At 70.9% G+C, this 19,876-nt stretch carries 18 protein-coding genes; 8 read left to right on the top strand and 10 right to left on the bottom strand.

From position 1 onward, the window contains the following. Window positions 1-10 precede the first annotated feature (10 nt). Window positions 11-250, top strand: coding sequence for a hypothetical protein (locus tag miv_RS16645; RefSeq protein WP_048430238.1), 240 nt, complete (start codon window positions 11-13; stop codon window positions 248-250). A gap of 23 nt (window positions 251-273) precedes the next feature. Here the strand turns inward: miv_RS16645 and miv_RS16640 are convergent, their stop codons facing one another. Both miv_RS16640 and miv_RS16635 read right to left on the bottom strand, forming a co-directional pair. Further along, on the bottom strand, window positions 274-1,029 hold the full coding sequence (locus miv_RS16640; protein WP_048430239.1) for a glycerophosphodiester phosphodiesterase family protein: 756 nt from the start codon (window positions 1,027-1,029) through the stop codon (window positions 274-276). Between the two features lie 19 nt (window positions 1,030-1,048). Further along, window positions 1,049-1,522, bottom strand: coding sequence for a RidA family protein (locus miv_RS16635; RefSeq protein ID WP_048430240.1), 474 nt, complete (start codon window positions 1,520-1,522; stop codon window positions 1,049-1,051). A 300-nt stretch (window positions 1,523-1,822) separates the two neighbouring features. Between miv_RS16635 and miv_RS16630 the strand changes: the two genes are divergently transcribed. The 4 genes from miv_RS16630 to miv_RS16615 all read left to right on the top strand — a co-directional run bounded on the left by miv_RS16630 (window position 1,823) and on the right by miv_RS16615 (window position 5,958). Further along, on the top strand, window positions 1,823-3,016 hold the full coding sequence (locus tag miv_RS16630; RefSeq protein WP_207177860.1) for an aspartate aminotransferase family protein: 1,194 nt from the start codon (window positions 1,823-1,825) through the stop codon (window positions 3,014-3,016). Then, window positions 3,016-3,963, top strand: a complete 948-nt coding sequence (gene argF / locus miv_RS16625; RefSeq protein ID WP_048430242.1) for an ornithine carbamoyltransferase — start codon at window positions 3,016-3,018, stop codon at window positions 3,961-3,963. The genes miv_RS16630 and argF overlap by 1 nt, the downstream gene beginning before the upstream one ends. Before the next feature lie 347 nt (window positions 3,964-4,310). Beyond that, complete coding sequence (locus miv_RS16620) at window positions 4,311-5,312, top strand: Hsp33 family molecular chaperone (RefSeq protein WP_058619292.1); 1,002 nt, start codon at window positions 4,311-4,313, stop codon at window positions 5,310-5,312. Window positions 5,313-5,406: 94 nt separating this feature from the next. Then, window positions 5,407-5,958: a PRC-barrel domain-containing protein gene (locus miv_RS16615; protein ID WP_207177859.1), complete on the top strand. Its 552-nt coding sequence runs from the start codon at window positions 5,407-5,409 to the stop codon at window positions 5,956-5,958. Window positions 5,959-6,391: 433 nt separating this feature from the next. Here miv_RS16615 and argE read toward each other — a convergent pair whose 3' ends face one another. Next, window positions 6,392-7,576 (bottom strand): acetylornithine deacetylase, encoded by a 1,185-nt coding sequence (gene argE / locus miv_RS16610; protein WP_207177858.1) that lies wholly within the window; start codon window positions 7,574-7,576, stop codon window positions 6,392-6,394. A 108-nt stretch (window positions 7,577-7,684) separates the two neighbouring features. Beyond that, a complete protein-coding gene (gene apaG / locus miv_RS16605) occupies window positions 7,685-8,077 on the bottom strand; it encodes a Co2+/Mg2+ efflux protein ApaG (RefSeq protein ID WP_048430246.1) in 393 nt (130 codons plus the stop codon). 130 nt (window positions 8,078-8,207) lie between these two features. Between apaG and miv_RS16600 the strand changes: the two genes are divergently transcribed. The 3 genes from miv_RS16600 (at window position 8,208) to miv_RS16590 (ending at window position 12,414) form a co-directional block, all read left to right on the top strand. Beyond that, window positions 8,208-8,702 (top strand): hypothetical protein, encoded by a 495-nt coding sequence (locus miv_RS16600; RefSeq protein WP_207177857.1) that lies wholly within the window; start codon window positions 8,208-8,210, stop codon window positions 8,700-8,702. 63 nt (window positions 8,703-8,765) lie between these two features. Next, window positions 8,766-9,851, top strand: a complete 1,086-nt coding sequence (locus miv_RS16595) for a 2'-deoxycytidine 5'-triphosphate deaminase (protein WP_048430247.1) — start codon at window positions 8,766-8,768, stop codon at window positions 9,849-9,851. A gap of 340 nt (window positions 9,852-10,191) precedes the next feature. Next, on the top strand, window positions 10,192-12,414 hold the full coding sequence (locus tag miv_RS16590) for a methyl-accepting chemotaxis protein (RefSeq protein WP_207177856.1): 2,223 nt from the start codon (window positions 10,192-10,194) through the stop codon (window positions 12,412-12,414). 13 nt (window positions 12,415-12,427) lie between these two features. Here miv_RS16590 and pgl read toward each other — a convergent pair whose 3' ends face one another. The 6 genes from pgl to yihA all read right to left on the bottom strand — a co-directional run bounded on the left by pgl (window position 12,428) and on the right by yihA (window position 19,870). Beyond that, on the bottom strand, window positions 12,428-13,147 hold the full coding sequence (gene pgl / locus miv_RS16585) for a 6-phosphogluconolactonase (protein WP_207177855.1): 720 nt from the start codon (window positions 13,145-13,147) through the stop codon (window positions 12,428-12,430). Beyond that, window positions 13,144-14,676 carry a glucose-6-phosphate dehydrogenase gene (gene zwf, locus miv_RS16580; protein ID WP_207177854.1) on the bottom strand — a complete coding sequence of 511 codons (1,533 nt, stop codon included), beginning with the start codon at window positions 14,674-14,676 and terminating at the stop codon, window positions 13,144-13,146. Before zwf ends, pgl begins: the two co-directional genes overlap by 4 nt. Then, window positions 14,673-15,647 (bottom strand): phosphogluconate dehydrogenase (NAD(+)-dependent, decarboxylating), encoded by a 975-nt coding sequence (gene gnd / locus miv_RS16575; protein WP_207177853.1) that lies wholly within the window; start codon window positions 15,645-15,647, stop codon window positions 14,673-14,675. The genes zwf and gnd overlap by 4 nt, the downstream gene beginning before the upstream one ends. A gap of 244 nt (window positions 15,648-15,891) precedes the next feature. Further along, window positions 15,892-18,714 carry a bifunctional transaldolase/phosoglucose isomerase gene (locus miv_RS16570; RefSeq protein ID WP_207177852.1) on the bottom strand — a complete coding sequence of 941 codons (2,823 nt, stop codon included), beginning with the start codon at window positions 18,712-18,714 and terminating at the stop codon, window positions 15,892-15,894. A 113-nt stretch (window positions 18,715-18,827) separates the two neighbouring features. Further along, window positions 18,828-19,199, bottom strand: coding sequence for a DUF423 domain-containing protein (locus tag miv_RS16565; protein WP_207177851.1), 372 nt, complete (start codon window positions 19,197-19,199; stop codon window positions 18,828-18,830). Continuing rightward, the gene (gene yihA / locus miv_RS16560; protein ID WP_207177850.1) at window positions 19,199-19,870 is read right to left on the bottom strand and encodes a ribosome biogenesis GTP-binding protein YihA/YsxC; all 672 of its coding nucleotides are present in this window, start codon (window positions 19,868-19,870) and stop codon (window positions 19,199-19,201) included. The genes miv_RS16565 and yihA overlap by 1 nt, the downstream gene beginning before the upstream one ends. Window positions 19,871-19,876: the final 6 nt, after the last annotated feature.

Genomic DNA, 19,876 nt, shown 5'->3' with positions numbered 1-19,876 from the left:
ACGTTCACCCATGTCGATTGCCATGTCGATCCACGCCACCCGCTACGACATCCGCCGCGACCGCGACGGCTGGACCGTCTACGACGTGCGCTCCGGCGCCATCGCGGTGATCGACGACGTGCTGCAGGTCGGCCTCGCGATGGAGGAGGCCGACGCGGTGGCCGATGCGCTCAGTGCCGAGTGCCCCTCGGCGGCGCTCGCCGGCCTGATGCCCCGGTTCGCCTGGTTCCAGCTTCCGGCCAGGCCGTGAGCGCTCTCCCGGCGAAGCCCTGATCAGGGACGGAAGCCCTCGAACACCATCTGGTCGGCATGCGCCTGGGCGAGGCGCACCTGCGCGTCGGTGCGGACGGTCCAGGTCATCACCGGCATCCGCCCGAGCAGGCGGCAGAGATGGGTGGCGGCGTTCGGCAGGTCGTCGACGCGCCAGGACAGGAAGTCCGGCCGGCTCTCCGCAACATGCAGCAACTGGCCGAGCCCGTGCCGCTGCGCCTCGGTGAGAGTGGCGTAGGACGGGTCGTCGTGCCGGCTCTCGGCCACGATGCCGCGCGGGATGCCGGGGATCAGGTCGGCGAGCGCCCCGACGATCACCGGATCGAACGACTTCACCGCGACCGGACCGTCATAGGCGGCCACGATCTCGGCGGTCCGGCGGGCGAGCGCGAGGTCGCCGTCGTGCCGGGTCTTCACCTCGACGATCAGCGGCGTGCGGCCGGCGATCTTGTCCAGGAATTCCGGCAGGGTGGGCACGCGCTCGGCGCTGCCGAGCACCGTCAATCGCCCGAGATCGGCGGCGTCGCGCTCGCGCACCACGCCCTCGGTCCCGGTGAGCCGGCCGAGGCCGGCATCGTGAAACACCATCGCCTCGCCGTCCCGGCTGAGCTGGACGTCGCACTCGATCGCGTAGCCGCCCGCGATCGCGGCCTCGGCGGCCGCGATCGTGTTCTCGGGGATGCCGGCGGCACGGTCGTGCAGGCCGCGATGGGCGATCGGGCGGGCGGTCAGCCAGCCGGGGGCGAGGCGGTCTGTCATGGTATCAGGGAACCTCGGATCACCGGACCTCGAACAGGCCTTCGACCTCGACCACCGCGTCGAGGGGCAATTCGGCCACGCCGATCGTCGAGCGGGCGTGGCGGCCGCGCTCGCCCAGCACCTGCACCATCAGGTCGGAGGCGCCGTTCATCACGCCCGCCACCGCCGAGAAGCCCGGCGCCGCGTTGATGAAGCCGCCGAGCCGCAGGCAGGACACCACCGCGTCGTCGAGGTTGCCGGCCGCCGCCCGCAGCTGCGCCAGGATGTTGAGGGCGCAGTGACGCGCGGCCTCCGCCGCCGCCTCGGGCGAGACCGCGGCGCCGACCTTGCCCTTGTGGGCCGGGTCGATCTGGCCGTCGGCGCCGAAGGGCAGCTGGCCCGAGATGATCACCAGGTTGCCGCTGCGCTGGAAGCCGACATAGTTCGCCACCGGGGCCGCGGCCGGCGGCAGGGTGAAGCCGAGCTCCTTCAGGCGGTCGAGGGTCGCGCTCATCTGTCAGGTCTCCCACCAGGCCCGTCCGGGGCGTGCCGCCCGCCGGAGCGATCAGCCGGTCCGTCATCCCGCGGCGGTCCCGCCGCGGCGCGGCCGAGCCCGGCCGCTCCCCGGTCTGTGCCCCGAAGGAAGTCCGGCCGCAACCCCGGGCGGGGCTCCTCTCGCCGTCATCTCGGCGTCATCTTCACGGCCGGCGTTGACAGGGCGCGCTCGTTCCATAGTATCCGCGCGCGCCGCCCTTCGAGGCGGCGCTTTGTTTTCCGGTCGACCGACTCACTCGACCGCGACGGAGACGAGATCGTGACCTCCTCGCTGCTGCCGACCTACGCCCGGGCCAAGGTGTCCTTCGAGCGCGGTGAGGGCGCTTGGCTCATCGCCCGAGACGGCTCGCGATACCTCGATTTCGGCGCCGGCATCGCGGTCAACTCGGTCGGCCACGGCCACCCGCACCTCGTCGCCGCGCTGACCGAGCAGGCCCAGAAGGTCTGGCACGTCTCGAACCTGTTCGAGGTGCCCGAGGCCGAGCGGCTGGCCCAGCGCCTCGTCGAGGCGAGCTTCGCCGACGTGGTGTTCTTCGCCAATTCCGGTGCCGAGGCCAACGAGGCCTGCATCAAGATGGCCCGCAAGTACCACGCCGCCGGCGGCCATCCGGAGCGCTACCGGATCGTCACCTTCGAGGGTGCGTTCCACGGCCGGACGCTCGCCACCATCGCGGCCGGCGGCCAGCAGAAGTACATCGACGGCTTCGGCCCGAAGGTGGACGGTTTCGACCAGGTGCCGTTCGGCGACCTGGAGGCCCTGAAGGCCGCGATCACGCCCGAGACCGCCGCCCTGATGATCGAGCCGATCCAGGGCGAGGGCGGCCTGCGGGTGGTCTCGCACGAGTGGCTGCGCACCCTGCGGGCGCTCTGCGACGAGCACGGCCTCCTGCTCATCATGGACGAGGTCCAGACCGGCATCGGCCGCACCGGCAAGCTCTTCGCCCACGAGTGGTCGGGCGTCACGCCCGACATCCTGTCCTCGGCCAAGGGCATCGGCGGCGGCTTCCCGATGGGCGCCTGCCTCGCCACCCGCGAGGCGGCCCGCGGCATGGTGGTGGGCAGCCACGGCACCACCTTCGGCGGCAACCCCCTCGCCATGGCGGTGGGCAACGCCGTGCTCGACATCGTGCTCGCCCCCGGCTTCCTCGAGCAGGTGCGCCAGACCGGCCTGCTCCTCAAGCAGCGGCTCGCCGCCCTCAAGGACCGCCACCCGGACATCGTCGACGAGATCCGCGGCGAGGGCCTGATGATGGGCCTGCGCCTCGTGGTGCCCAACACCGAATTCGCCGCCGCCGCCCGGGACGAGCACCTGCTGGTGATCCCGGCCGGCGACAACGTCGTGCGCCTCCTGCCCCCGCTGATCATCGGCGAGGGCGAGGTGGCCGCGGCACTCGACAAGCTGGAAGCGGCCTGCGCCGCAATGGAAACGAGGGGCCGGAGGGCCGCAGAGTGATGAACGCGCCCGTGAAGATCGCGCCGGCCCCCCGGCACTTCCTCGACCTGACCGACTTCTCAAGCTCCGAGCTGCGGACGGTCCTCGATGCCTGCGCCGACCTGAAGCGGCGCCGCCGCAAGGGCGAGCCGCCGGCGGAGCGGCCGCTCGCCGGCAAGTTCCTGGCGATGGTGTTCGACAAGCCGTCGACCCGCACCCGCGTCTCGTTCGACGTGGCGATGCGGGAACTCGGCGGCGAGACCCTGATGCTCACCGGCCGGGAGATGCAGATCGGCCGCGGCGAGACCGTCGCCGACACCGCCCGGGTCCTGTCGCGCTACATCGACGCGATCATGATCCGCATCCTCGACCACGGCATGATGCTGGAACTCGCCGAGTACGCCACCGTGCCGGTGATCAACGGCCTGACGAAGGACTCGCACCCCTGCCAGATCATGGCCGACGTGCTGACCTTCGAGGAGCATCGCGGCTCGATCAAGGGCCGCACCGTCGCCTGGTCGGGCGATGCCAACAACGTGCTGGCCTCCTGGGCCCACGCCGCGGCGCGCTTCGACTTCACGCTCAACGTCGCCTGCCCGCCCGAGATGCCGGTGCCCGAGAGCCTGATCGCCCGCGCCAAGGCCGAGGGCGCGACGCTCAACATCACCGCCGACCCGTTCGAGGCGGTGGCGGGGGCCGATTGCGTCGTGACCGATTGCTGGGTCTCGATGGGCGACGAGGACGAGGCGCACCGCCACAACCTGCTGATGCCCTACCAGGTCAACGGCCGGCTGATGGCGGCGGCGGCCAAGGACGCGGTGTTCATGCACTGCCTGCCGGCCCATCGCGGCGAGGAGGTCACCGCCGAGGTGATCGACGGGCCGCAATCGGTGGTGTTCGACGAGGCGGAGAACCGGCTCCACGCCCAGAAGGGCATCCTGGCCTGGTGCCTCGGCGCCGTGCCGTGAGGGTTTGACCGGCGGGCCGGCGGTTCCGTCCCCACGCTTCGATCCTCCTCCACGTCATCCCGGGCTCGGCGAAGCCGAGAACCCGGGATGACGTGGCGTGGGTGAAGACCGGGGGGCCGGCGGACAGGCTCGGGCTTCATCCCCCGGTAACCCCTTCGAAAACATCGCCGGACCCTCCATATACCAGGATACGCCGGTCTCTCGCCGCGGCGTCTCCCGCCCCATCCCTCCGCCTGCCCGCTCGTTGCGAGGACTAGCGGCGCGGCTCGTGCGGAAGACTCCTCGCCGGGAGACCTTCATCATTGGCGCGAGAGCCGGCCTTCAGGCTTGCCGGCGGCGGTGAGAGCATGTCCGAGACCACGTCCCCTCAGAATCCCGAAGGCCGCGACGACGCGATCCTTCCCTTCGCGGTCGAGCCCCTCGACGTGCGCGGCCGCGCCGTGCGCCTCGGCCCCTCGATCGACACCATCCTGCGCCGGCACGGCTACCCGGACACCGTCGCGCGGCTCCTCGGCGAGGCCGCGGCGCTGACCGTGCTGCTCGGCTCCTCGCTCAAGTTCGAGGGCCGGTTCCAGCTGCAGACCAAGTCCGACGGCCCGGTCGACATGGTGGTGGTCGATTTCGAGGCGCCCGACCGGTTGCGCGCGACCGCCCGCTTCGATGCCGGCCGCGTCGCCGCGGCGGGGGCTCGCGCCGGTACCGCTCAGCTCCTCGGTCACGGCCACCTCGCCATGACCATCGACCAGGGCTCGGCCCAGAGCCGCTACCAGGGCGTGGTGGCGCTCGAGGGCCAGGGCTTCGAGGAGGCGGCGCACCAGTATTTCCGCCAGTCGGAGCAGATCCCGACCCGGGTGCGCCTCGCCGTCGCCGAGCAGGTCGAGGGCGGGGGTCAGGCCTGGCGCGCCGGCGGCCTGCTGATGCAGTTCCTGCCGCACTCGCCCGAGCGCGCCCGCCTCGCCGATCTGCCGCCCGGCGACCTGCCGGAGGGGCACGCCCTCCTCGACGACAGCGCGAACCGGGAGGACGACGCCTGGGTCGAGGCCAAGTCGCTGGTGGCGACGATCGAGGACCACGAACTCGTCGATCCGACGGTGTCGAGCGAGCGCCTGCTCTACCGGCTCTTCCACGAGCGCGGCGTGCGGGTGTTCGAGGCGCAAGGGGTGCACGAGGCCTGCCGCTGCTCGCGCGAGCGGGTGATGGGCATGGTCCGCAACTTCTCGGCCGAGGAGCGCCGCGACATCGTCGGCGAGGACGGCCGCATCGGCATCACCTGCGAGTTCTGCTCGCGGCACTACGATCTCGATCCGGCCGAGGTCGAGGCCGAGATCGCCGGCGGCCCGCAGGGCTGACGCTGCGAAAGGGGAGGGCGCGAGGGAACCTTTCGCACCGCAACCGACTCTTCCTGCGCCCGAGCGTGTCGGGCGCACGCAGTCGGAGCCGTCGATGTCCCGCCCCCTCCTCGCCGCCGCGTTCCTCCTCGTCGCCGGCGCCAGCGCCGGACTGGCGCAGGATGCCGGCGGTCCCAAGCCCGTGCCGGGCACCCCCGCGACCCTCAACAACGACCTGCGGCCGACCTTCGTCGCCCAGGCGCCGAGCGACCTCGTCGCCACGAAACTGATCGGCCAGAGCATTCAGAACGGCGCCAACGAGACCATCGGCTCGATCGCCGACATCGTGCTCGGGCCGGATCTGGCGGTGAAGTCCTACGTCGTCGGCGTCGGCGGCTTCCTCGGCCTCGGCACCAAGTACGTCTCGGTCGCCAAGGAGGCGCTGCAGGTCACCCGCGTCGACGACAAGACCCTGAAGGCGGTGATCAACACCGACAAGGATCAGCTCCGCGCCGCGCCGGAATACGTCTATCTCGGCCAGCAGCCCGCCAAGACGGATGCCTCGAAGACCGATACGTCCAAGTCCGGCGCGCAGGCGACCGACACGTCGAAGCCCGACGTTCCCGCCGCGACCGGCACCACCACGACCCAGCCGGCGCAGCAATAAGCGTCTCCGGGCCTGGCAGGGCGGCGGCCTGCATCGCACGCCGCCTTCCGGTCCGCTGTGACAGTCAAGCGCCTCCCCCTCTCCCACCCGGGCTAGCGTGTTCACACATCTCGGTTTGAACGCTTCTCCCTTTGAAAGTAGAGCGCCTCTCCTCCCCAGGCGATCCCGGGCTTGCCCGGTATCGCTGCAAGTTGTGGGGAGGAGTTGGAGGTGGGGGTGGTGCCGGAGGAGACTCAGCGGTGCCTTCTGCACCACCCCCACGCGGGATCTTCGATCCCCATAGCCCCTCTCCACAAGGGGGAGGGGAAAGCGCGATTACCTTCGATGGGTTAGCATTCAGAGGAGAAGTGAGAATCCGCTAGCCCACCCTGGCGAGGGGATCCCGCGACTCAGATCGATCGCATGAAGGATCTTGGAAAAGGCGAATCCACCCTCACGCCGGGCTCCACCCCGCCGCGCAATCCCGCACCAGCTGGCGCAGAAACACCTCGCCCGCCTCGAACGCCGCCAGCGTGATGTACTCGTCCGGCTGGTGGGCCTGGTCGATCGAGCCCGGGCCGCAGACCACCGTCGGCAGGCCGGCGAGCTGGAAGCGGCCGGCCTCGGTGGCGTAGGGCACCGTGATGGTGTGGTTGCGGCCGGCGAGCCGGAGCGCCAGGCGCTCGGCCGGAGAGCCGGGCTCGGGCGCCAGGCCCGGCACCGCGGCGTCCTCCTCGGTCTCGATGTGCCCGTAATTGCCGAAGCGGTTGAGCCGCTCGCGGGTCACTCGCTCGACTTCCGCGGCGAACAGGCCCGGGATCTCGTCGCGGGGGAGATCGGGCAGGCCGCGGAACTCCCACTGGAACTCGCACGATTTCGGCAGGATGTTGCGGGCGGTGCCGCCGCCGATCACCCCGACATGGACGGTGGTGTAGGCCGGATCGAACCGGCCGCTGGCGTCGCCCTTCGCCGCCATCCGGTCGGCGATGCGGTTGAGCCCCGCCACCAGCTCGGCCGCCGCCATCACGGCGTTGGCGCCGAGCGCGGGCTTCGAGGAATGCGCCTCGTGGCCGTGGACGGTGGTGCGGTAGGTGTAGATGCTCTTGTGGGCGTCGGCGACTTCGAGGTCGGTCGGCTCGCCGACGATCACGGCGCCGGGCCGCGGCAGGTCCTTCCCGAAGCGGGCGATCACGTCGACCACGCCGAGGCAGGTCAGCTCCTCGTCATAGGAGAGCAGGATGTGGATCGGCGTCTTGAGGTCGGCCGCCAGCATCTCCGGCACCAGGGCGAGGCAGAGCGCATCGAAGCCCTTCATGTCGACGGCGCCGCGGCCATAGATCTTGCCGTCGGCGACGCGCAGGGTGAAGGGGTCGCTGGTCCAGGATTGTCCCGCCACCGGCACCACGTCGGTATGGCCCGACAGCACCACGCCGCCGTCCCGCATCGGCCCGATCGTCGCGAAGAGCGCCGCCTTGTCGCCGGCCTCGTTCGGCGCAATGACGTAGGGCACGCCCCAGGCGTCGAGATACTCGGCCACCCAGCGGATCAGCGGCAGGTTCGACTTCTGGCTCTCGGTGTCGAAGGAGACCAGCCGGGCGAGGAGTTCGAGCGGGGTCAGGCGGGGGCCGGTCTGGGTCATCGGGCGGGCTGTTCTCGCGGCGGAGGGAGCCGTGTCATAGCCCAGCTGGAGCGCTCTCGACAGCCGACCGGATGCAGGCGCCCCCAGACACCCGAGCACGGGTGAGCGTCAGTGCATCACCCGGCGCACATGCGGCGAGTCGAGCGAGAAGGCGGGGATCGCCGCCTCGAAGCTGTCGCCGTCGGCGGTGGACATCGTGTAGGTGCCCTCCATCGTGCCGTCCGGCGTGGTGAGGGGGCAGCCGCTGGTGTAGCTGAACGACTCGCCGGGCCCGAGCACCGGCTGCTTGCCGACCACGCCGGCGCCGCGGACCTCCTGCATCTCGCCGCGCCCGTCGACGATGCGCCAGTGGCGGGAGCGCAGCTGCACCTGCTCGCTGCCGTTGTTGGTGATCTCCACCGTATAGGCGAAGAAGTAGCGGCCGCTGTCGGGGGAGGATTCTTCTTCCACGAAGCGCGGCTGCACCGACACGCTGATGCCGCGGGTCTCGGCCTTGTACATCGGGGAACCTCCGCTGGCGGCCCGCGAGCAAGCGCGACGGCCGGCGGGCGTCGTGGTACGTCCGGCCCTCCGGATCGTCAATCGCCGCGAAGTGCGGTCGGTAATCCTGCACGAGGCGCCCTACCCCGTCATGCGGCTTCCTTCCTCGTCCACAGCCGTCGCGGGCCTCGCGGCCGCGCTGGCGCTGGCCCTGCGCGCCGATCCGGTCTGCCTCGCCCTCCTCGTCGTCTGGCGCGGGCTCGCGCATCGGGCGTCGCCGGGTTCGGTGGGGGAGGGGCCGTGGCTGCGCGTCGCCCTGGCGCTCGCGTTCGCCTGGCGGATGCCCGGCTGGCCGGCGGCGGCGCTGCTGGCTTCTCTCCTCCTGGAGATCGCGGCGGCGCGGCTCGCGGGCTGGCTCGCGGCGCGACGCGGGATCGCCCTGCCGGGCCTCGAGCTCCACACCCTGATCCTGGCCGGCGGGCGGGCCGCCGACACCGTCGCGGCCCTGGTGCTAGCCGCCGCGATCCTGCTGCCGGAGCGGGCGGCGCCCCTCGTCGCGGCGCTCGCCGGCCTCATCGCCATGGGGGCGATCGCCCGGGCGAGCCTCGCCGTCGTCCTCGTCCGCGGCGTGCGCGACGAGGCGTGATAGGCTCTTCACGTCGTGGAAACCCCGCTCCTGCGACAAAGGCCCGTTGAGGATGGACGTGTCATGGTGAAGCTCGTGGACGGGATTCAATCGGCGGAGGGCATCGCGGCGCTCGCGAGCGCCGGGGTGATCCGGCCGGCCAGCCCCTTCGCGGACGACCAGATCCAGCCGGCGAGCCTCGACCTGCGCCTCGGCGCCCGGGCCTGGCGGGTGCGGGCGAGCTTCCTGCCGGGGCGCACCCGCGACGTCGCCGCCTGCCTCGAGAAGCTCAAGCTGCACGAGATCGACCTGCGCCAGGGTGCGGTGCTGGAGACCGGCTGCGTCTACATCGCCGAGCTGCAGGAGGGCCTGGCCCTGCCGCCGGACCTCGCCGCCAGCGCCAACCCGAAGAGCTCGACCGGGCGCATCGACGTGTTCACCCGCGTCATCACCGACCAGGCGCGGGAATTCGACATGGTCGAGGCCGGCTATGCCGGACCGCTCTTCGCCGAGATCTCGCCCCGCACCTTCCCGGTGCTGGTGCGCACCGGCTCGCGCCTGTCGCAGCTGCGCTTCCGCCGCGGCGCGGTGCGGCTCGACGATGCGGCGCTCGCCCGCCTGCACGCCGCGACCCCGCTCGTCGATTGCGCCGATCCGTCGTTCCAGGGCGGCGTCGCCGTCTCGGTCGATCTCTCCGGCTTCGACGGGCTGATCGGCTACCGCGCCAAGCGCCATACCGGCCTCGTCGATGTCGACCGGCCGCGGTCCTACCCGGCCTCCGAGTTCTGGGAGCCCCTGCGCGCCGACGGCTCCGGCACCCTGATCCTCGATCCGGGCCAGTTCTACATCCTGGCCTCGAAGGAGGCGGTGCAGGTGCCGCCGGATTTCGCCGCCGAGATGGTGCCGTTCGATCCTCTCGTCGGCGAGTTCCGCGTCCATTACGCCGGCTTCTTCGATCCCGGCTTCGGCCATGCCGAGGCCGGCGGCACCGGTGCTCGCGCGGTGCTGGAGGTGCGCTCCCGCGACGTGCCGTTCATGCTGGAGGACGGCCAGATCGTCGGCCGCCTCGTCTACGAGCGCATGGCGACCCGCCCCGCCGCCCTCTACGGCAGCGCCGCCGGGTCGAACTACCAGGCCCAGGGGCTCAAGCTCTCGAAGCACTTCGTCTGACGCCGCCGGGTTTCCGGCCCGCACCATGGTCGCCTCCGCCGGCCCGGGACGCCTCCACGTCCCGGGCCGTTCGCGTTCGGGGCCGATCTGCACCCTCGCGGCGAAAAGACCGCTCCGGCTTCCACCCGAAGTGTCTCCCCTTGAAGAGCTGCCGCCGTGCCTTGATCTCGGTCAATCCGGCGACGGATCTAACGGACGTTTTAACTTAGACTATTGCAGATACTGATATTTACTATTTGTTAGACCGATTCTCGACAATCGAGGCCTGCCAGATCGTGGGGCGATGATTGTGCAGCCTGTCGATCGAAGCCAATGCATTCGCGCCAAGGGGGCGATCGTCATGCTGTCCGGTCACGCAAAGAGCGATAGGGTCTCGTTTCTCAGGTCGGTCAAGTTCAAGATCATCGCCGCCTCCAGCACCTGCGGTCTCGTCGCCTCGATGCTGATCGTCGGATTCGGCGCCTACTCGACGATCAGCAACAGCCGCTTCGTCACCAAGACCTTCGAGACGGTGCTCGACGAGAAGAGCCGCAGCTATCTGCAGGCGATCGCGGCGAACCAGGCGACGGCGATCCAGCACAAGCTCGATTTCGCCTTCGCGGCGGCGCGCAACACCTCGGGCATCCTCGAGGCCCTGACGACCGGCAAGGCGGGCGCGAAGCCGGCGCAGATGCGCACCGTGCTCAACGACTTCCTGCTCGGGGTGCTGAAGCGCAACCCGGATTTCAACGGCACCTACAGCGCCTGGGAGCCGAACGCCCTCGACGGGGCCGACGAGAGCTTCGCCGGCCGGCGCGACACGGGCGCGGACGCCACCGGCCGGGCGCTGCCCTACTGGACCCGCACCGCCGACGGCCAGATCGCCGTCCAGCCGCTGGTCGAGTTCGACAGCCGCGATCAGCACCCGAACGGCGTGATGAAGGGCGGCTGGTATCTCGGCCCGAAGGAATCCGGCCGCGAGAGCCTGCTCGCGCCGCTGCCCTACGTCGTCCAGGGCCAATCGGTCTATCTTGCCACGATCTCGGTGCCGATCGCCGTCGGCGGCCGGTTCGCGGGCGTCGCGGGCACCGATTTCGACCTGTCCTTCGTCCAGAAGGCCGCCGAGGCCGCGAGTGCCTCGATGTATCGCGGTGAGGGCTCGGTCACGATCGTGTCGCAGGCCGGCCTGGTGATCGCTTCGAGCCGCGATGCGAGGCGCATCGGTCATCCCCTCGGCGAGGGCGATGCCGGCTGGAGGGCCTACGACAAGACGATCCGGTCGGCGCAGAGCTTCGTCGGCTACGACGGGACGCTCGACGAGTTCCGGGTGATCGCCCCGGTCGTCCTCGGACGGACCGGCACCGCCTGGTCGATCCTGATCGCCCTGCCGCGTGCCGCCGTGATGGCGGATGTCGTCAGCTTGAGCGCCGACCTCGCCAGCCGCTCCCGGAGCGACCTCTCCTGGCAGCTCCTCGTCGGTGTGCTCGTGGCCTTCGGGGCGATCGGGGTGATGTATGGCCTAGCCAGCAACCTGGCGAACCCGCTCTCGCGGCTGGCGCTGGCGCTGCAGGCGATGGCGCGCGGCGACGAGATCGGGGCGATTCCGGGCTCGGACCGCAAGGACGAGATCGGCGCCGTCGGCCGCGCCGTCGAGGCGATCCGCGCCCTCGTCTCCCGGCGCGCCGAGGAGCAGGCGGAGATCCGGCGGGCGGCCGAAGCCGCGGCGGCGGCCGAGCGGCAGCACGCCATGGCGGGGCTCGCCGACACGTTCGAGCGGGCGGTCGGCGGCGTAGTGGGCCTCGTCTCCTCCTCGGCGACCGAGCTGCAGGCCACCGCCCACGGCATGACGACCAGTGCCGGCGAGACGGCCAGCCGGTCGGCCTCGGTGGCGCAGGCGGCCCGGGAGGCGGCCACGAATGTCGGTACCGTGGCGGCGGCGGCGGAAGAGCTCGGCGCCTCGGTCCTGGAGATCGGCCGGCAGGTCCACGGCTCGGCCGAACTCGCCCAGGCCGCGGTACGGCAGGCCGACGAGACCGCCGGCCTCGTCAACGCCCTGACCGAGGCGGCCGCGCGCATCGGCGATGTGGTCAGCATGATCTCGACCATCGCCGGGCAGACCAATCTTTTGGCGCTGAATGCGACGATCGAGGCGGCCCGGGCCGGAGAGGCGGGGCGCGGCTTCGCCGTGGTGGCGGCGGAGGTCAAGGAACTCGCCAACCAGACCAGCCGGGCCACCGACGAGATCGCCCGGCAGATCGCCCAGGTCCAGGGCGTGACCGGCCAGGCGGTCGGCGCCATCGGGTCGATCACCGGGCGGATCCGCGAGATCGACGCGCTCGCCACCGCCATCGCGGCGGCGGTGGAGGAGCAGTCGGCGGCGACCCAGGAGATCGTCCGCAACGTCGCGCAAGCCGCGACCCGCACCGGCGAGGTCACCGGCACCATCGCCGGGGTGGCGAGCGCCGCCGAGGGCGCCGGCGCCGCGGCCTCGCAGGTTCTCTCTTCCGCCTCCGAACTGTCGCGCCAGTCCGAGCACCTGAACGCGGAGGTCTCGCGGTTCCTCGTCTCGGTGCGGAGCGCCTGAGGCGGGCGGGGATCTACCCCGCCGCCGCCTCGTCGAGGAGCCAGACCGTCTCGCCGGCGGCCCGCACCCGACCCGCCGGCAGGTCCTCGCCGGCGGCGAGGCGGGCAAGCGGCGCCCGCTTGCCGGCGCCGGTGACCAGAAAGAGGGCGAGCGGCGTCGCCGCGAGCGCCGGCAGGGCGAGGCTCACCCGCGGCACGAAGGGGGCGAGGCCGGCCTCCGGCACCGCCACCACCCAGGCCTTGCTCTCCCCCGCCTCGGGCTTGCCCGGAAACAGCGAGGCGGTGTGCCCGTCCTCGCCGAGGCCGAGGAGCACGCCGTCGAAGAGCGGCTTGGCCGGATCGAGCCGGTCGGCGCCGTACCAGGCCTCGAGCGCTGCGGCGTAGGACGCGGCGCAGGCCTCCGGGGTCCCGTCTGTCGGGATCGGGTGCAGGTGACCGCGTGGCACGAGATCCCCGAACGCCTCCTCGGCGAGGCGCCGGTTGCTGCCGGCCTCAGGCCCGTCGCCGACCCGCTCGTCGCCGAAGAACCAGTGCAGGCGGTCCCACGGCAGCCTGTCGCGAAACTCCGGCCCGGCGAGCAGCCGGTAGAGGAGCTTTGGGGTCGAACCCCCCGACAGGCAGATCCCGATCCGGTCCTGCCTGGCCGCCGCGATTCCGACCAGTCGCTCGGCCGCCGCGCGGGCGACCGCCTCGGCATCGGGCAGCACCCGATGGCCTGCTTGGTTTGCGCTCATGTCGGATGCTCCAGCGAGCGCCAGGCGCGCCCCTCGCTGGTCAACAGTTCGTCCGCTTCCTTCGGTCCGGCGCTGCCGGCCTCGTAGGGAATGGTCTCCAGCTGCCCGTTTGCGGCGGCGTCGAGGATCGGCTGCACGATGCGCCAGCCGGCCTCGATCATGTCGGCGCGCTGGAACAGCGTCGGGTCGCCGATCATCGCGTCGTAGATCAGCGTCTCGTAGCCGGTGCTCGGCTCGGTCTGGAAGTAGTCCTTGTAGCAGAACCGCATGTCGACGCTGCCGAGCCGCACCGCCGGGCCCGGGATCTTGGCGCCGAATTGCAGCGAGATGCCCTCGTCGGGCTGCAATTGCAGCACCAGCCAGTTCGGCACGTCCTCGCGGACGTTGGTGCCCTTGAACAGCGAGAGCGGCGCCTGCTTGAAGCGGATGGCGATCTCGGTGTCGCGCCGGGTCATCGCCTTGCCGGTGCGCAGGTAGAACGGCACCCCGGCCCAGCGCCAGTTGTCGATGCCGAGCTTCAGGGCCACGAAGGTCTCGGTGTCGCTGTCCGTCGCCACATCCGGCTCGTCGCGATAATCCTTCACCGCCTTGCCGTTGACGGTGCCGGCCGTGTAGCGGCCCCGCACCGCGTCCTCGACCCGGGCCGACGGGGTGGCGAGCAGCACCTCCTCCTTCTTGTCGCGCACGGCCTCGGCCTCGAACGAGATCGGCGGCTCCATGGCGACCAGCGTGTAGAGCTGGAAGAGGTGGTTCGGCACCATGTCGCGGAGCGCACCGGTTGCCTCGTAGAACTTGCCCCGGCCTTCCACCCCCACCGTTTCCGCGACGGTGATCTGGACGTGGTCGATGTGGTCGCGGTTCCACAGCGGCTCGAACAGGCCGTTGCCGAACCGGAACGCCATGATGTTCTGCACCGTCTCCTTGCCGAGGAAGTGGTCGATGCGGAAGATCTGGTCCTCGGACAGGACCTTCAGGATGTCGGCGTCGAGCTTTTCGGCCGAGGGCAGGTCGTGGCCGAACGGCTTCTCGATGATGACGCGGCGCCAGCGCTCGTCGTCCTCCTCGGTCAGCCCGGCCTCGCCGAGCTTGGCGATGGTGGGCCCGAACAGGCCGGCGGCGACCGCGAGGTAGAACAGGACGTTGCCGCCATTCTCCGTCCCCGAGACCTCCGCGATGGCGCCCTTCAGCTCCTCGAAGAACGCCGAATCCGAGAGGTCGCCCGAGCGGTAATGCACGCGCCCGACGAGGTCGCTCCACACGCCCTCGTCGAACGACCCGCCGCCGGCCTCGCCGCCCTTGGTGGTGAGGAAGCCGCGTACGGTCTCGCTCAGCTCGTCGCGGAACTCCTCCGAGGACATCTCCGTGCGGCTGACGCCGATGACGGAAAACTCTTTCGGCAGAAGGCCCCAGCGGCCGAGATTGTAGAGCGCCGGCATCAAGAGCCGGTGGGTGAGGTCGCCGGTCGCCCCGAAGATCACCAGGGTGCAGGCGGGCGGGGGCGCGGCCCCCTCGGCCATCGAACTCGTCATTTCGGCTCCTGGTGGCCGCCGAAGCCCTTGCGCATCGCCGAGAGCAGCTTGTCGGCGTAGGTCGCCTCCTGGCGCGAGCGGAAGCGAGCATAGAGCGCGGCGGACAGGACGTGGGCCGGGACGGCCTCCTCGATCGCGGCGTTCAGCGTCCAGCGGCCCTCGCCGGAATCGGCGACGTGGCCCGAGAAGGCGTCGAGGTTCTCGTCGCCGGCCAGTGCCGTGGCGGTGAGGTCGAGGAGCCAGGACGAGACGACGCTGCCGCGCCGCCACACTTCCGCGATGTCGCCGATGTTCAGGTCGAAGCGCTGCGCCTCCGGCAATTCCGAGGAATTGGCGTGCTTGAGGATGTCGAAGCCCTCGGCATAGGCTTGCATCAGGCCGTACTCGATGCCGTTATGGATCATCTTGACGAAGTGGCCGGCGCCGCTCGGCCCGGCATGGATGTAGCCGTGCTCGGCCCGCGGGTCGCGGCCGTCGCGGCCCGGCGTGCGCGTGACCTCGCCGAGGCCGGGCGCGAGCGTCGAGAAGATCGGGTCGAGCCGGTCGACCGCCGCCTTGTGGCCGCCGATCATCATGCAGTAGCCGCGCTCCAGCCCCCAGACGCCGCCCGACGTGCCGACGTCGACGTAGTGCAGGCCCTTCTCGTCGAGGGCGGCGGCGCGCCGGATGTCGTCCTTGTAGAACGAGTTGCCGCCGTCGATGATCACGTCGTCGGGCTGCATCAGCCCGGCGATCGTCATGACGGTGACTTCGGTCGGGTCGCCCGCCGGCAGCATCACCCAGGCGGTGCGGGGCACGTCGAGCTTGGCGACGAAATCCTCGAGGCTGTCGGCGCCGACCGCGCCCTCCTGCACCAGGGCCGCCACGGCCTTGGGATCCTGGTCGAACACGACGGCACTATGCCCGTTGCGCAGCAGCCGCCGGACGATGTTGCCGCCCATCCGACCGAGACCGACCATGCCGAGTTGCATCGTGTCACTCCTCGCCGGCGAGGCCGGGGCCGGCGGCCCGTGGGCGATGAGGCCCGTCACATGTCGTCTGTCGCGATTCCCCTCTCCCGTGTGGGAGAGGGGTTAGGGGTGAGGGTGCTACGCTTCCGAGTTGAGTTCGGACCGTCGCGCCAGCAGCTCGATGTTCGGTGCCGGACCCAGAACCGTAGCACCCTCACCCCCGACCCCTCTCCCAACCGGGAGAGGGGAGATCGCGTTGGAGGAGCTAACTAAGCGCCGACTTCAGCCGGTCGAGCCCCTTGGCCACATCGCCCTTGATGTGGACGCGCAGGGCCCGGCGGCCGCGATCGGACAGGACGCCGAAATCGCCCCGCGCCTGGGCGGCGATCACGGTGGCAAAGCCCAGGCTGCGGCCGGGAATCGGGAGGTCGGGCGCCTCCGAGGTGATCTGGAGGAAGACGCCGCTGTCGGGCCCGCCCTTGTAGGCCTGGCCGGTCGAGTGCAGGAAACGCGGCCCGAACTCGGCGCAGGTCGCGATGTGCCGGGCCTCGCGCAGCGCCACCCGGGCCTCCTGGAGCGGCTTCAGGTGCTCCGGGTTGCGGGTGACGTAGGCGAGCAGCGCGACGTAGTCGCCGGCTCCCACGCGTCCGATCTGAGCCTTGATCCAGCTCACCGGATCGGAGCCGGCCCCGGCCTTGCGCAGGGCGTCGGCATTGGCAGCGTCGGTGTAGAGCGCGAAGGTGTCGTCCTCCGCCACCGGCGTCTCGGCCGGGAGCGCGCCGTCCTTCTCGGCGGCCGAGAACAGCTCCCGGGTCTTGATCTTGCTCGCCTCGACGTCGGGCTGGTCGAACGGGTTGATGCCGAGCACTGCGCCCGCCACCGCCGTCGCGATCTCGAAGCGGAAGAATTCCTGTGGCAGATGCGCCTTCGAGGCGAGGTCGATCCGCACCACCGGGTGGCCGGCCTGCTCCAGCGCCGTCACGGCGGCGTCCTGGCCGGCATCGGTCGCGCCCTCGAGGCGCAGCTGCACGAAGACCCGGTCGTTGCCGTAGGCGGCGGGTGCGGCGAGCGGCTCGTTGTCGATCGGGATGAGGCCCTTGCCCTCCTTGCCGGTCGATTCGGCGATGAGCTGCTCGGCCCAGGCGCCGAAGGTGTCGATGCCCTTCGAGGCGATCAGCGTGACCTTGTCCCGGCCGGCTTCCGTTGCCGCCTTGCCCAGCACCAGGCCGAGCTGCACGCCCGGGTTCAGGTCCGGCGGCACGTCGGAGCCGCAGGAACGCACCATGACGCGGGCGCTCTCCAGGAACACTTTCACGTCGAGGCCCATCGCGGCGGCCGGCACCAGCCCGAAGGCCGAGAGCACCGAGTAGCGCCCGCCGATCTGCTTCACGCCGTAGAAGATGCGCCGGAAGCCGTCGTCCTTGGCGGCCTTCTCCATCGCCGAGCCCGGATCGGTCACCGCAACGAAGTGCCGGCCGGCCTTGTCGTGGCCGACCACGTCGCGCATCCGGCCGAGGAAGTAATCGCGGAAGACGTTGGGCTCGAGGGTCGAGCCCGACTTCGAAGCGACGATGAACAGCGTGCGCTCGAGGTTCACCGCAGCCTCGACCGCCCGGACCTCGTCCGGATCGGTCGAATCGAGGATGCGCAGGCGCGGGAAGCCGGGCTGCTGTCCAAAAGTCTCGGCCAGAACCTCCGGGCCGAGGCTGGAGCCGCCCATGCCCAGCACCACCGCATCGGTGAAGCCCTCCTGCTTCACCTCAGTCGCGAAGGCGGCGTAGTCGGCGGCCTTCGCCAGCTCGTCCTCCACGATGGAGAGCCAGCCGAGCCACTGCGCCTCGTCGGCGCCGCTCCAGACGCTCGCGTCGCGCTGCCACAGGCGGCGCACGAGGCCGTGCTTGCGCCAGGTCTCGATGGCCTTCTTCACCGGCTCGTCGAGGCTGCCGAGCGCCAGGGCCTGCCGGTCGAGGCCATTCCCTAGAAATGTCTGGCGCTTGCCGGCGACCGCGCCCAGCAGCTTGTCGGCGGCATCGACGAAGAGCTGCACGCCCTCCTCGACGAGCTGGCGCGCCACCGCGTCGAGGTCGATGCCGGCCTTGGCGAGATCGGCGAGCACGCGCTCGGCCTCGTCGACGCCCTCTTCCAGGCTCGCCCGCACCGTGCCGTGGTCGCGGAAGGCGTCCATCGTCGCCGGCGGGATCGTATTGACGGTGTTGGGGCCGATCAGCTCCTCGACGTAGAGCACGTCGGAATAGGCCTTGCTCTTGACGCCGGTCGAGGCCCAGAGCAGGCGCTGCGGATGGGCGCCCTTGGCGGCGAGCTTTTGCCAGCGATCCCCGGCGAAGAGGCGCTTGTAGCGCCGGTAGGCGAGCTTGGCGTTGGCGATCGCGACCTTGCCCTTGAGGCCTTCGAGCGCCGCCTTGTCGCCGCCCGCCGCGACCTTCTCGTCCAGAAGTTTGTCCACCGCCGCGTCGATGCGGCTGATGAAGAAGCTCGCCACGCTGGCGACCCGGGCGACGTCGCCGCCCGCGGCGGCGAAGCGTTCCAGGCCCTCGATATAGGCGTGGGCGACCTGCTCGTAGGCGTCCTGCGCGAAGAGCAGCGTGACGTTGATGTTGATGCCGTCCGCCGTGAGGTCGCGGATCGCCGGAATGCCCTCGGGTGTCGCCGGCACCTTCACCATCAGGTTGTCGCGGGCGACCGCCTTGTGGAGGCGGCGCGCCTCCTCGAGCGTCTCGGCGGTGTTCAGCGCCAGGTAGGGCGACACTTCCAGGCTGACGAAGCCGTCCTGCCCGCCGCTCGCGTCGAAGACCGGGCGCAGCACGTCGGCCGCCGCCTGGATGTCGGCGATGGCCAGACCCTCGTAGAGGTCGATCACCCGCTCGTCGCCCGCCGCCTTGATGGCGTCGTCGTACTCGTCCGAGTGGCCGATCGCCTTCTCGAAGATCGCCGGGTTGGAGGTGACGCCGCGCAGCCCGTCCTCGTCGACCAGGCGTTTGAGCCCGCCCTCCTGAACGAAACCCCGGGCCACGAAATCGAGCCAGACGGCCTGGTCCTGTTCGGCGTGCAGTTTCTTGAGCGGGTTCATGCCTGGGTCTCCGCGTGGTTGTCGCAGATGTGGACCGCAGGTGGGTTCTGTCCAGAGGGAGAGGTGAGGGAAGCTTGACCGTAGGGTCGAAAAACGGTGCGCCGGATCGAACGTCAGCGCTTCGCGGGCCAGAACGCCGTGATCGCGACCAGCACCCAGCCGAAGATCAGGATCATGCCGCCGCTCGGCGCCGCCATCGGGAAGAGCGGCACCTGAAGGAGGGCCCGGACCGACAAATCGCCGGAGAACAACGCGAGACCGAGCGCGAGCGCGAAGCCGGCGATCCGCACCGGGACCGGATGCGCCCGCCCGCTGCCGGCGAGCAGCGCGAGTCCGAGGAGGGCGGGGGCATGGAACAGCAGGAACTGCGCCGCCGTGGCGAGGCTCGTCGCCCCGGCGATGTGGGCGGCGGCCGCCGAGAGGCCGACGCCGAGCGCGCCGGCGAGGCCGGCGAGCGCGATCAGCATCCGGTCGGCCGGATGCATCACGCGTCCCCGCGCTCGGAGAGAAGCCGGGCGATGCTGGCGCGCAGCTCGGTCACGCCGTCATCGGTGCGGCTCGAGGTCAGGATGATCTCCGGATAGGCCGCCGGCCGCCGGGCGATCGCCGTCCTCGTCGCGTCGAGCCGGGCCTCGATCTCGTGCTTCTTGAGCGCATCCGACTTCGTCAGCACGATCTGGTAGGAGACCGCGGCCTTGTCGAGGCCGTCCAGCACCTCGGCGTCGATCGGCTTGATGCCGTGGCGCGAGTCGATCAGCACGTAGACCCGGGCGAGGTTGGCCCGGCCGCGCAGGTAGTCGTGGATCAGCTCGGTCCAGGCCGCCACCTTCGCCTTCTCGACCGCGGCGTAGCCGTAGCCCGGCATGTCGACGAGGACGAGCTTGCCGCCGCCTATGTCGAAGAAGTTGAGCTGCTGGGTGCGCCCCGGCGTGTGCGAGGTGCGCGCCAGCGCGTTGCGGCCGGTGAGCGCGTTGATCAGGCTCGACTTGCCGACGTTGGAGCGGCCCGCGAAGGCGATCTCGTGTCCCCGCATCGGCGGCAGGATCGCGAGCTTGTCGGCGGCGTAGAAGAAGTCGGCGGAGCCGGCGAAGAGCAGCCGCCCTGCTTCACGCAGGGCGGCTTCCTTCTCGGCCTCTGTCTGAGGCTGGTCCTGCATCGGTTC

The sequence above is a fragment of the Methylobacterium indicum genome (assembly GCF_017347565.1).
In the GTDB taxonomy this organism is placed as follows: Bacteria; Pseudomonadota; Alphaproteobacteria; order Rhizobiales; family Beijerinckiaceae; genus Methylobacterium; species Methylobacterium indicum.
Note: the sequence above shows the minus strand (reverse complement) of the source record. Positions and strands in the feature narration are given on the sequence as shown.